This window comes from Caballeronia sordidicola (assembly GCF_000729995.1).
Classification (GTDB): domain Bacteria; phylum Pseudomonadota; class Gammaproteobacteria; order Burkholderiales; family Burkholderiaceae; genus Caballeronia; species Caballeronia sordidicola_A.
In genome coordinates, this window is record NZ_JNFG01000008.1 from 1 (window position 1) to 12263 (window position 12263).

The 12263-nt window shown below is 61.0% G+C and carries 9 protein-coding genes and 2 pseudogenes; 5 read left to right on the forward strand and 6 right to left on the reverse strand.

What is annotated here, in order from left to right:
- From FH08_RS50285 to FH08_RS0108340, 6 genes are all read right to left on the reverse strand, one after another.
- On the reverse strand, positions 1-142 hold a 142-nt coding region (locus tag FH08_RS50285), incomplete at its 3' end, for a 3-keto-5-aminohexanoate cleavage protein (RefSeq protein ID WP_160172438.1).
- A gap of 63 nt (positions 143-205) precedes the next feature.
- On the reverse strand, positions 206-658 hold the full coding sequence (locus tag FH08_RS0108320) for an acyl-CoA thioesterase (RefSeq protein ID WP_051887937.1): 453 nt from the start codon (positions 656-658) through the stop codon (positions 206-208).
- 76 nt (positions 659-734) lie between these two features.
- Complete coding sequence (locus FH08_RS0108325; protein WP_031357894.1) at positions 735-1850, reverse strand: porin; 1116 nt, start codon at positions 1848-1850, stop codon at positions 735-737.
- Between the two features lie 31 nt (positions 1851-1881).
- Positions 1882-3246 (reverse strand): MFS transporter, encoded by a 1365-nt coding sequence (locus FH08_RS0108330; RefSeq protein WP_063771177.1) that lies wholly within the window; start codon positions 3244-3246, stop codon positions 1882-1884.
- A gap of 365 nt (positions 3247-3611) precedes the next feature.
- Positions 3612-5009, reverse strand: coding sequence for an aspartate aminotransferase family protein (locus FH08_RS0108335; RefSeq protein WP_200878719.1), 1398 nt, complete (start codon positions 5007-5009; stop codon positions 3612-3614).
- Between the two features lies 1 nt (position 5010).
- Complete coding sequence (locus FH08_RS0108340) at positions 5011-7293, reverse strand: N,N-dimethylformamidase beta subunit family domain-containing protein (protein ID WP_051887939.1); 2283 nt, start codon at positions 7291-7293, stop codon at positions 5011-5013.
- Between the two features lie 157 nt (positions 7294-7450).
- Between FH08_RS0108340 and FH08_RS0108345 the strand changes: the two genes are divergently transcribed.
- The 5 genes and pseudogenes from FH08_RS0108345 to FH08_RS0108370 all read left to right on the forward strand — a co-directional run.
- Positions 7451-8353: a LysR substrate-binding domain-containing protein gene (locus FH08_RS0108345; RefSeq protein WP_051887940.1), complete on the forward strand. Its 903-nt coding sequence runs from the start codon at positions 7451-7453 to the stop codon at positions 8351-8353.
- Complete coding sequence (locus tag FH08_RS0108350; protein ID WP_031357899.1) at positions 8350-9276, forward strand: LysR family transcriptional regulator; 927 nt, start codon at positions 8350-8352, stop codon at positions 9274-9276. Before FH08_RS0108345 ends, FH08_RS0108350 begins: the two co-directional genes overlap by 4 nt.
- A gap of 64 nt (positions 9277-9340) precedes the next feature.
- A pseudogene (locus FH08_RS48205) lies at positions 9341-9901 on the forward strand (trehalose-6-phosphate synthase); the annotation flags it as partial.
- A gap of 115 nt (positions 9902-10016) precedes the next feature.
- Entirely contained in the window at positions 10017-11471 is a 1455-nt protein-coding gene (locus tag FH08_RS51695) for an ISKra4 family transposase (protein ID WP_152602754.1), read from the forward strand.
- Between the two features lie 169 nt (positions 11472-11640).
- Positions 11641-12060 (forward strand): annotated as a pseudogene (locus FH08_RS0108370) (DDE-type integrase/transposase/recombinase); the annotation flags it as partial.
- Positions 12061-12263: the final 203 nt, after the last annotated feature.

Consider the following 12263-nt stretch of genomic DNA (forward strand, 5'->3'; position numbering starts at 1 on the left):
CAACCACACTGGCCCCGGCGTTATAACAATCGTAGACATCCCGGGCGATTTCATCGGGCTGCGTCGGAAGATGCGGGTTTTGTGATTTGAACGCCATGCCACCCGTGGGAGCGACGAGAACGATAACCTTGTTGGTAGCCATGCTGAGTCTCCATGAAGTGCTTGGTTGATTTCTGACGGCTCGCGAGGGCGGGGACATGCAGATTCAAACTTCTTTCTGACTTGTTATCAGCCGCTCAGGCATGAGGAATTTGCCGATGCGTCGCCGAAGGTCTTCCGGGATTGCTAGCGGTGCGCGGCGATCGAGCGAAAACAGCACGATCACCTGTTCGATACGCATGCGGAGTTCGTCACCTGAAAATGCCATCAGCGAGAGCGCAATTGAGGTCGTCCCGACTCTTCTCACTGCCAGGCGAAGCTGGAGCGTGTCGCCAATGGTGCTTGGCGCGACAAAATCACATTCGAGTCGCACAGTGGGCACACCCAGTCGCTGCACCGCGACCAAGTCGGCATAGTTCACGTCCAAGCCGTCGTTGAACCAGTCTTCTATCAGTTCATGGAAAAGCACAAAGTACTGTGGATAGAAAACGATTCCCGCAGGATCACAATGTTGAAAGCGGACCCGTTTTTCCGACTCGAATGCTCGCTTGTTATCCATCTATCTTTTCCGTTTCGGCCTGCGTTCGGATTTCAAACCGGCGCGCCACCTGCTGTGCATGCGCAACGGAGCGGCGTCAAAAGAGCGTGCGCAGCCCGAGCGTGGCGCCTGTCTGATTGGCCCGCCCGCCGAAGCTGCCCACCGGGTTGTTTGGGTCCGTCACGGACGCGCCGTTCAAGACGTTGCGGTCGAGTTCAGCGTAGACGTCGGTTCGTTTCGACAGGTGATAGTCGATGAGTGCGACGAGCGTCTTGATCTTGCCGCTCTCGCTCCCCGCGACTCCGGCCACGTTGTCGAACATCAGGCTCACGCCTGCGCTCAACGCGGGTGCGATGAAATAGTTGATGCCGATATCCATGTACGAATCGCGACGACTCGCGGTCTGTGTATTGGCGCCGGTCGCGGTATTCAGATTGGACAACATGCTCGTGTTGGCGAGCGGAGAACCCGTCGTGGTGCCCACCGTAAACCCGGCATCGCGCCTGGAATAGATATAGAGTCCGTACAGCGCGACCGGGCCGAGCGTATAGTTCGCGCCGCCGCCGAACACGTTCGCGTGCCGGTCCGTTGCGTCGCTCGAGCGTTGCGCAACCGCGCCGGCGGCAAGGCCATTGCGGCTGTAGGAGAACGCTACGGCGTCAGTCGAACCAGCCTGGAAATCGCCCGGTTGGCCGCCGAACGAATGCTGCAATTGGAGAGAAAAGCCATCGCGTGAAATCGAATATTTCATGGAGTTGTCCAGCCGCACGCCAAAGAAACGCGTCTCCCAAGCTTCCTGCAGATAGTTCGGGAAGTTGAACGTGTCGTAGTTGGAAAGCTGCCAGAACGGAAGGCTGTACATGCGGCCCATCTGCAAGGTGCCGTAAGTCTGATTATCGATACCGACCCAAGCCTGGCGACCGAATAGCTGCCCCTGCTGGTCGAATGCGCCGGTAGTCGGAATGAAGCCGTTCTCGAGCACGAACCTCACGGCGGTGCCGCCGCCAATGTCTTCGCTGCCTTTCAGGCCGAAGCGGCTTCCCATTAATGCACCTGAGCCCAGTCCCCAGGTGGTCGCGCTTTTCGTTGTGGCGGCGTTGGTGGTGTAACGCAGGCCCGTGTCGATCGCGCCGTACAGCGTGACAGACGATTGTGCGCTTGCAATGCCGCAAGCAAGCATTCCGGGAATCAGTGCAACGGTCGTTATTTTCATGGCGTTTCCTGGAGAAAATTCAATTGAAGGCTTAGTGGGTGCAATCGTTGACGTGGGACGCGTCGTTGCGGTTCTTTAGCGCGTCAAGGGGCGAGGAGGACGGCGCCATCGCGCTATGCAGATGCCTGCCGCTATGAACGCGGCAGTACCGCAACGCGATTAGGCTCACGAGCGCGCCGAACGCGACGTAGTAAGCCGGCGACAGGTTGTCGCCGGTCTTCCCGATAAGCCAGGTGACGATGAACGGCGCGAAGCCCCCGAAGATCGTCACGGCAAAGCTGTAGCTGACGGACAGGCCGGTTGTGCGGGAGGCCGTTGGAAACAAGCGCCCCATCAGGGCTGGCACCGGCGCGAAATAGGCGGCGAGGCCGATCCCGAGCACGAACTGCATCAAGACGAGACGCATCACGCTAGGCGCCGCGTCGATGAAGACGAGGGCCGGATAGATGCCCAGGCCTACCAGGAGCCCGCCAGGCACCATCACGGGCGCCGCTCCAATACGATCCGCCAGCGCGCCGAAGCACGGCGACAACACGAACTGCACGAGGCCGGCGGCCATCACCGAGTAGTACGCGAGCGAAGGGGGCAGATGCAACTGGCGGATGGCATAGGTCGGCATGTAGAGCAGCAGGACGTACGAGCCGATCGTCGACAGCACGATCAGACCGGTAGCGGGCACGAGACCGCCCAGGCCGCTGCCGAACTTCGGTGCTATGCGAGCGGCCTTTTGCACCTCATCAACGAATTGCGGTGTTTCGTCGACCTTGCGGCGGATGTAGAAGCCCACGGGTCCGATCAGCGCGCCGAACAGGAACGGCACGCGCCAGCCCCAGGAGAGTTGGGCGTCGACCGGAAGAAGCGTAACGAGCATGCCGAAGAGTGCTGCCAGCACTGCGGTCAAGCCTTGGCTCGCGACTTGCCAGCTCGCATAGAAACCTCGCTCCTCCTCGGGGGTGTGCTCAAGCAGGAAGGTGGTCGAACTGCCGAACTCGCCGCCTGCAGAGAAACCCTGAATCACGCGCGAGACAACAATCACGAGCGTCGCCCATGGGCCGATCGACGCGTATGTCGGCGCGAATGCGATGGACAGCGTGCCGACCGTCATCATCAGCATTGACAGCGACAGTGCCGCCTTGCGACCGGCGCGGTCCGCGTAGATACCAAGCACGACCGCACCGATCGGCCGAACGAAGAACGATACGCCGAAGGTCGCCACGGTCATCAGCAACGAGGTCAACTCGTCTTTCGCCGGGAAAAACAGCTTCGAAATGGTGATGGCGAGAAAGCCGAATACGATGATGTCGAACCATTCGAGCGCGTTTCCGATCGTGGCGGAGATCACCGCATGCCGACGGCGGGCCGCCGGCGTATGGGTGCCTTGAAGCGATAAATTCATGCGCAAGTCCCTGTTCATGGAATGGAGGCCACCCGTGCTCAAAAAAGCCACGTGTCACGGCACGTGACGAACAGTAGAAAGCCAAAATTGCGTCCGCGACGCGCTTTACCGATTAGTTGATATTCACGAAACGAATATCCACGCAGAGGGCCGGTCGGCGTGGTTTTGACAGCAGATAGGGGAAACGCCGAGAACGCGCGGCGTGTGCCGACGCCCCCGATATATCGCGGACCGAATGAAAAAAAGCCGCGTCGCCCTAAGGCTTCGCGACTTCATGTGGTGTTGAAACGGAATAGTTTGCGGTGCGCACACGGACTACACGACCCGCGTGAACGCCCTACGTTGAGGGGGGTTAGACTTTCACGTCATGGAAGCAGGCCTTCACGATCAAGATCGCGTTCGAAGTCGGCAAGCGAGCGTTCGAGCCGTTCGACCAGTTCATCGATCTGAGGCTCAGTCACAATCAGCGGCGGCGCGATCAGCTGGATGTCGCCGAACTGACCGCGGTTGGCGCGCCGGTTGTATAGCGCTATGCCGTGCGCAAGACCGTAGTTTGTGAGCCGTGCGGGTGCGTTCATTGCCACGGGCAACTGCCGTTTCGTGACCGGGTCAGCGACAAGTTCAATTGCCATCAACAGTCCCTTGCCGCGTACGTCACCAATCAACCGGCAACGCTGCTGCAGATCGCGCAGTTGCCCATCGAGATACTCGCCCATCCGCGCCGCCCGCTCGACGAGTTGCTGCTCGACGACTTCATCGAGCACTGCAGCCGCGACCGCGCATGAGAACGGATTCGAGAAATACGTGTGGCCGTGCACGAAGCCGCCTTGCTCGCCAATGGTCTCGACGATGCGGTTCGGTGCAAGCACCGCGCCGAACGGTGTATATCCCGCAGCGAGTCCCTTGGCCAGCGTTACGATGTCGGGCCGCGAACCTTCCCAGTGCTGCGAAGAGAGGAACGCACCGCTGCGCCCCGCGCCGCTCATGATTTCATCGTGAATCAGCAGGACGCCGTGGCGGTCGCAGATTTCCCGAACCGAGCGGTAATACGACGCCGGCGACACGAGCGCACCGCTCGATACGCCACCGATCGGCTCGATGATGAAAGCGAGTACGGTCTGCGGCCCTTCTTCGAGAATCTTCGCTTCCAGTGCCTGAGCGCACGTCGCCGTGTAATCGGTGGAGTTCACCCCCGGCGGCAGCCGATAGGTGATCGGTGCGGGGATTTTTGGCATTGCCTTGTACATCGGACCATAGATGGACTCGGTGAACGAATCGCCGGTCACGGCCATCGCACCCATCGTCGAACCGTGGTAGCTAGGGTCACGCGAAATGACCTTGTAGCGCCTGGGTTCGCCACGCGCTACCGCGTACTGCCGCGCCAGCTTGAGCGCCGATTCATTCGCTTCGGAGCCGCCGGACACGAAAAAGGCCCGGTCGAATCCCTCACCCGCGAGGCCCGTCACCCGGTCGGCGAGACGCACGTTCTGCTCGCTCTCGAAGAAGCGCGGATAGGCGAACGTGACACGCTGCGCCTGTTCAATCATCGCCGCGACGACGCGCGGATTCGAATGGCCAAGATTGCTGACGACGGCGCCCGACGTGGCATCGAGATACTGCACGCCGCTCTCGTCATAAAGATAGATACCTTCACCATGCGCGACACGTGGAGGTCGGGCTGCGCCCTTCGGCAAATAGAAGCTCATCACGCTGCCGCCGTGCGGCGTATCTCCGACGAAGCGCGCGGGGAAGTGTTCGGACATATCAGTTGACCTCGGTGTAGGCGACGGCGGGCGCAGCATTAGCATTTGCACCACGGTCGTGTGAAAAGCGGACAAGCACGTTTCGCAGCAGCGTACTAACGTCGTTCCGGTAGTTGTTGTGTGAAAGCGCGCCACAGAAGGTGATCGAGCCTACCGAGAAGACGGCGCCCCCATAGCCGGTCTCGTAGTAGATGATCTCCGATCGAATCAGCGTGTCGGGCGTTTTCCGCGCGCGCGTTGCAGTGTGCGATAGCAGGGCATCGAGCGCTGGTCCAAAGGCTGCACTGTGGCCCTCGGATCGCGCGAGGATCGTGATGTTGGGCGAGGAGCCATCGGCCGCTTCCGTCGAATCCAGTTCGAAGCCGGCTGCGCCGCCACCGGACAGGCCATAGCCGCCGAACAGCGGTCCCGCGATGTCCTGGAGCAGTGTGCCGCCGGGCTGTGTGCGCGCAGCGTCGAGCACGCGGTAGTGTGAGCCCTCGAACGGCCCCTGTGAGCTGAAGCCGACGCCGACGAGTTGCTGTGGCGTTCGTGCGCTGCTGCGCCACAGTCCACCGTATTCACCATCGAGCGCGTGGACGTACTCGCCCGACTCGGCCGCCCACGCTCGCACGCCACCTTCGGTACGTCGCACTTCAAGCGCGCCGGCCACGCGAGCCGAGCAGCCGACGCGCCAGTAGAAGCCGTTGCCGCCCATGTATGCGAGGTTACCGCCGCTGCGCTTGTAGCCGGCTAACGCGTCGAGTGTCGCGGCCGTGTGGTACTCGGGGTGTGTACCCGTGAGCACCGCGGCATATGGTTCGAGCAGTGCGGCGCCGAAGCGCTCCAGGTCGTCGTCCGTGACGACGTCGAATGAGAAGCCTTCGTGCTCGAGCCAGTCGAGCAGGTGCGAGTCCGCGATGTAATGGCGGCAGCCGGAGCCGCGTGGATCGTCGAACGTCAGGAAACCCGGACGCATCGTCAGCATGGGGCGCAGGCGCGACGAGAACATCACCCCGCTGCCATCCGTATGCAGATTGTAGGTCGACAGACCGACTTCCGGATGTTCATCGGGATTGTGCGGATACGCGCTCCATTGCCTGACCTTGTTGCGCAATGCCGTGTCGAAGTTGCCGCGCGCATAGTTCGCATACGCCTGATAGGTGTAGGTGGCCGCGACGAACACGAGCGGGGCACCTGGCTTGCCCAGTTCGGGACGTACATAGAACGGCAGGTAGTCGATGGCGCCGTCGACGCTCACGCGCATCGCATACGCGCCGCTATGTAGCGTCGGGGGCACAGTGAACGCGAAATCGGTCGACCAGCCGGCGTCGTGCAGATCGTCGTCGTGGAAATGGATTGCAGCGTAGTGGGCCGGCGCCGTGCGCCAACAGCGCTCGCGCCCGTTCCACGCACTACCGCGCACCGCGCGCGTCGGCAGATTGTGCAGCGTGCCATGGCGCGCATGAGGCGTTGTATCTGCGATCTCCAGCGTGTCGATGCCGTGCGCGAATTCCCACGCGGCGTAAAGCACGTCCGAACTGAAGTCGCTGGCCCGCGGCGCGGCGTATTCGACTGTTGCTGCATTCCTGGCGGGTGACGGCGGCGCGTCGGCAACGAACGGCGCTTCGATCTTGCCGTTGAAATGCGCGCGCCGCCCGGCACCGTCTTCCAGTGCACCGATCAGTAGATCCGCGACGTCATCGCGGTGTGGCGCACGCCATCCACGGTCGAGCGTTTGCGCTACATGGCAGCGCACTGGCGCAGCAACGTCACCTTCGACTTGGGCGACACCCACCTCGATCAGGTTCGACGCGACATCGATCGCGAACCAGACGTCATACCATCGGGCATCCAACCGCGCCGGGCATAGCACGCGCACAGGTGGTATTCCCTGGCCCGCATTGAGCCTTAGTTCGATGCCGGTCTCGCTCACCAGCAGCGCGAAACCCGCGTGCGATCCAACGCTGCGTTGCGACATCACGCACTGTTCGCCGCGGGCGAGCGCAGTCGGCTGGATGCGGGTGCCCGCGGTAAGCCCGGCCTCGGAGCCCGCCGCCGGCACGCCGTTCACGCGCGCGAAAGAGCCTGACAGTAACGGCTTGTCGACCGATGCGAAAGTACCCGCAAACAACTGGCCGAGCGGTTCGAACCGCATGCCGGGACCAGCGGGGTTAGGATCGGCGTGAATCACGCGCACCAGTTCAGCGGCGAAAGGGCTCGGCGATTTGCTGGAGACCTTGAATTCGATGGTTTCGCCCGGTCCGGCCGAAAGAACGTCGCTGTATCCGGTGATCGTGATCATGCTTGGTTTTTACCTCTAGGCGCGGCGCTGACGCGCACGCGCAGCGGATTGACTGGAGTGGGCGGCGGCCGTGTCGTCATGAAACGGCTTCCAGTGCAGTCTAGGTCCGTCATATTTTTTCCACTACGCGTCAGGCGTTTGATCGTATATTCGTGTCATGAATATCAACGATATCGACCTGAACCTGCTGCGAATCCTCGACGCGGTGTACAGCGAGCGCAGTGTGAGCCGGGCGGCGGTCAGGCTCAACCTGTCCCAGCCGCGGGTTAGCAACGCGCTGGTCACGCTGCGTGCGCTTCTGGAGGACCGTCTATTCGTCCGGACCGGCAACGGTGTTGCGCCGACTGAACGAATGACCGCGCTGGCGCCACGTATTCGCGAGGCGCTGACCCTGCTCGAAGACTGCCTCGTGCAGCGGTTCGGCTTCGAGCCGGACGCCGCCCAGCGGACCTTCCGCCTGCATATGAGCGACAGCATCGAAATCGTTGCGGTGCCGCCGCTGCGGCAACGCGTCGAGGAGCTGGCGCCCCGCGTGCGGCTCGAGATGACACAGATTCCGACGCACCGTATCCCGCAGGTGCTGCAGGCCGGCGAAATCGACTTCGCGATCGGCAGTTACGGCCCGCTTGGAGACGACATCGTGCGTGAGCATCTGTTCAACGACCCCTTTGTGCTGCTCGTCGCGCGTTCACATGCGTTGCCGCGCAACCCGTCGCGCGAAGCGCTGCAGCAGACACGCTACGTGGTGGCCGGAGAGTCGCCCGACGTTGAACAGCTCATGGCAGACCTCGGCCTGACCAGGCAAGTCAGCGTGCGCACGTCGTTCTATCTGTCGGTGCCCGCGCTGCTGCACGGCGGTGACCTGGCGGTGTGGCTGCCGCGCAGTGTCGCGCGCGCGATCGTTGCGATCGGCAAATACCGGATCGTCGCGCCGCCCGTCCAGCAGCGAGCGGTGGCGGTAAACCTGTTTCGCCATCCGCGCGCGGCGCTCGACCCGGCACTGATATGGATGGGCAACCTTATACGTGATTCGCTTCGCAAGTCGGGGGAGGCCCGATGAACCGACGCGTAAATAACGACAGGGCGCATATCGATCTTTCCCTGCTCGAAGTGCTGGACGCGGTCTACATAGAACGCAACATTGGCCGTGCGGCACTGCGCCTCGACGTTTCGCAGCCGGTCGTAAGCAGCGCGCTCACGCGCCTGCGTTTGCTGCTCAAGGATCAGCTGTTCAGGCGCAGGCCCGGCGGTGTCGAACCCACGGAGTTGGTGAACCTGATTGCGCCAGCGATTCATCGCTCGCTGAGCGAAATCCATGACACGCTGCAGGAAACCGGCACGTTCGCGCCCGAGCAATCGGACCGCACCTTTACGGTCAGCATGAGCGACAGCGGCGAGCTGTCGTTCCTGCCCACGTTGCACCGGCATCTGGCAACAATCGCGCCCAACCTTCGGCTGCGGTCAGTCAAAATCCCGCTCGGCGAACTCGCGAGCGCACTTGAAACCAACGCAGTGAACATCGCGCTGGGACAACTGCCCGACATGGGCGTCGAATTCGAGCGCGCGCATTTGTTCGATCAGGACTACGTGCTTGTCACGGGCGAACATCATCCCCTTGCGGGTCGGGCTGTCACGCGGGAATTGCTGACGCAATTCGAATTCATGCTGGTGGGTCGCTTCCCCGACGTCGAGCAGTTGATCGCCGAGCAGGGGCTAACCAGCCAGGTCCGACTGCGGGTCGCGCATTACCTCGCCGTACCAATGATCCTTTCGACGAGCAACCTCGCCGTGTGGCTGCCGCGCAGCCTGATCGAACCGCTTGCGTTGCTGGGGCGTTACCGGGCCAGCAGTGTCGCGACGTTGGAGCGAAATTTTTCACTGAGCGCAGTGCGGCATCGGCGCAGCGCCCGGGACCCGGGCGCGCATTGGTTCTGGCAGCAGGTGACGCAGTTGATTGCAGGTCACTATCAGGGACGGGATTAGCTGGAGAAGCGGATAGTAGCGGCCGCCGGGAAGCCGACTGAGTCAGCGTCGCTCCTCTGTCGCAATACCTCCATCCGCATCGCCCGACGGATGTCCGCCTCTGAGGAGGGCCGAAGGGCTAGCTGTAGCTGTGAAGGAAAGTTTGCAGCAGACTGGCGGCCTATGGTTTGGCTGGAGCGGCAAAATCAGTGACGAAGGGGAGGCGACCGCGGAATACGAGGATCTTCGCGTGCATAGTGTCGGCAATGTGACACTGGCCACGATAGACCTGAGTCAGCGCGACTAAGATACGTATTATCTCGGGTACGCCAACGATATGTGGTGTCCAGTATTTCACTACCGGCTCGATCTGGCAAATTTCGACGTCCACTTTGCTGCCGGGTATCGGCGGGTAAACCAGCTGTTCGCGAAGAAGCTGATGCCACTCCTTAAGCCCGACGATCTCATCCGGGTCCACGATTTCCATCTGATTCCCCTTGCGGCCGAGTTGCGGGCCATGGGGTGCCCTAACCGGATCGGCTTCTTCCTGCATGTTCCGATGCCCCCGCTCGAGATCATGGCGGCGGTTCCCGAGCATGAATGGTTGATGCGCTCGCTGTTCATGTACGACTTGATCGGCTTCCGTAAACGAGAGCGTGCAAAAGCTGGGGAGCCTCGCCGAGAGGGCCAATAATGCTTTCTGCGCGGCAACCGTTTCGTGTGGAGTACGCTGATCGATATCCTAACGGTGGGAGGAAGCCATGCGGTTGATCATCGAAGCAAGGTTGGCCGATGGAGACAGCGACACGGTCAATGACGGCGACGGAGTTTTGGCCGTGATTGAGCGCCGGGACTGCAGTCTTGACCAACTGGGTCTGACACTCGCCGAAGGACGATCGCTGCTAGCCAAGGTGCAGGCCGAATTGATCTCGAAACAGGTGCAATGGTGGCTCTTGGGCCAGACCCATTGCCGGCTCTGCGGTGCTCCCCTACGCCACAAGGATAGTCGCTCGACGGTGCTACGCACTGTATACGGCAAAGTGATCGTGAAGAGTCCGCGACTCTGGTCGTGTACTTGCGAGCAGACTGCGCAGACGTCACGGCGTGTCGTGCATCCCTTGTCCAAAACGCTAACTAGGCGCGTCACGCCGGAGCTGGAATACCTTCAGGCAAAGTGGGCGGCCCATCTGCCATACCGACAGGCCACGACGATGCTCAAGGAAGTGCTGCCGCTAAACAAGGGCATTTCGTTCAGCGGCGCCCGGAACCGAATTCACACCCTTGGAAAACTGCTCGACGCTGATATCGAGCGCGATATCGCGAAGCTGCCGCAACCCGCGACAGATCTACAGGTCCGCGAATCCAGCCGTGTCGCCGCCGTGAGCGTTGATTCGGCGTGGCTGCGAAGTTGCGACCAGTTGAGAAGCCCTGGCGGCCACGTGAACATCGTGACCGGGCGAGCGACGTTCACCGACGGTCCTCCAAAGCTGTACGCCTATGTGCATAAAGAGGTCAAGTCGGCCGCAGCGCGACTCGATCAGTTTCTCAGCCAATACGGCGTGACAAGCGATGAGCGCGTGACCGTAATCAGCGACGACGCAGGTGAATTTGCGAAGACTGTCGAGGGCAGTCAGCTTGCTCGCGGCCGGATTCTCGACTGGTTCCACATCGCGATGAAATTCCAGGCGGCGCAGCGCTCTGTGTTCGGCAGCAAGATGATCGACTCGATGGAGCGCGAGTCGGTGGAGACGGAAATTATCCACGCCAAGTGGTTGGTCTGGCATGGCAAGGGCAACAAGGCGTTGGAGCGGATCAGGACACTGGACAGTCGGCTTCTGGCAAGGGAGGGATACGAATTCAACACGCTGTGGTGGAACCTGAACACGGTCTCCAGTTACCTAAAGAACAACGGGCGCACGTTGGTCAACTACGGCGCTCGGCATCGCAAGGGCCTGCCTATCAGCAGCAGCATAGCCGAGTCCGCGGTGAACCAGGTCGTCAGCCACCGCATGGCCAAGAAGCAACAGATGCGCTGGACCGATGAAGGGGCACATTGCATGGCGCAAGTCAGGGTCGCGATTTTTAATCAGGAATTCTCCCCCCATCGCGTCTCGGAGCTGGAGATAGCCGCCTCGCTTCACGGCAAATGCATTTGGGCTGCGTCGCCAAGCCGGCACCGACTAACGAACAGAGCAGGCTGTGCAACCTTGCACTAAGCCGTGGCGGCCAGACAAAACCGATCTCCCCCACTTTTGCACGCTCTCATGCAGGCGACGCGTCCCTGCGCACAATACTTTTCCCGTTCACGCCTCCCGAGGAAATAACACCAGCCGTGCTTCAACAAGCCCAGGAGGCGTTGAGTGTGGTGCCGTCCTTCAGCTTTTCGATCGGGCCAGCCAGACGGTCGACTTCATGCTCAGGGCAAAGCGCGACGTGGCCGCGGCGAAAGCCTTTTTCAGCAAGGCTATCAAACATCAGGGGCAACCACCGGAGACGAGCACGCTCGATGGATATGCCGCCTCCTACCGGGCGGTGCGTGAGATGAAGGTCGATGGTATGCTGCCCGAGGACACGAAGGTCGGCTCGTCGAAGTACCTGAACAACCAAGTTGAGCGGGATCACCGAAACATCAAGTCCAGAACGAACGTGATGCTCGGCTTCATGCGGTTCTGGAGTGCCACGACCACGATTTCTGGCATCGAGCTGATGCATCGCATTCGCAAGGGGCAGTTCGGCCTCTCCATGCTCGAGCTCAATGACACTACCGCGCCCTCCGTCTGGAATGCGGTCCTCTCCAATAAATAAGGCTGCCTTATTTATTGGAGAAATCTCGACCCCACCTGCTATTTGCACTAAAACCATTCAATTGACGGCAATGCAGATCCATGCACCTAGCATGTGATTCGTAGCGATCAGCCAAAAATATTATGTACGTTGAATCCGATGAGTGACCGACCGATAGCTGCATGAGAACGGACACTCGCCGATAAACGTTGAAAACCTGTTGA

Excerpts from the sequence above, each read along its gene's own strand:
- FH08_RS0108320 (WP_051887937.1), bottom strand. The coding sequence starts at position 658 with ATGGATAACAAGCGAGCATTCGAGTCGGAAAAACGGGTCCGCTTTCAA.
- FH08_RS0108325 (WP_031357894.1), bottom strand. The coding sequence starts at position 1,850 with ATGAAAATAACGACCGTTGCACTGATTCCCGGAATGCTTGCTTGCGGC.
- FH08_RS0108330 (WP_063771177.1), bottom strand. The coding sequence starts at position 3,246 with ATGAATTTATCGCTTCAAGGCACCCATACGCCGGCGGCCCGCCGTCGG.
- FH08_RS0108335 (WP_200878719.1), bottom strand. The coding sequence starts at position 5,009 with ATGTCCGAACACTTCCCCGCGCGCTTCGTCGGAGATACGCCGCACGGC.
- FH08_RS0108340 (WP_051887939.1), bottom strand. The coding sequence starts at position 7,293 with ATGATCACGATCACCGGATACAGCGACGTTCTTTCGGCCGGACCGGGC.
- FH08_RS0108345 (WP_051887940.1), top strand. The coding sequence starts at position 7,451 with ATGAATATCAACGATATCGACCTGAACCTGCTGCGAATCCTCGACGCG.
- FH08_RS0108350 (WP_031357899.1), top strand. The coding sequence starts at position 8,350 with ATGAACCGACGCGTAAATAACGACAGGGCGCATATCGATCTTTCCCTG.
- FH08_RS51695 (WP_152602754.1), top strand. The coding sequence starts at position 10,017 with ATGCGGTTGATCATCGAAGCAAGGTTGGCCGATGGAGACAGCGACACG.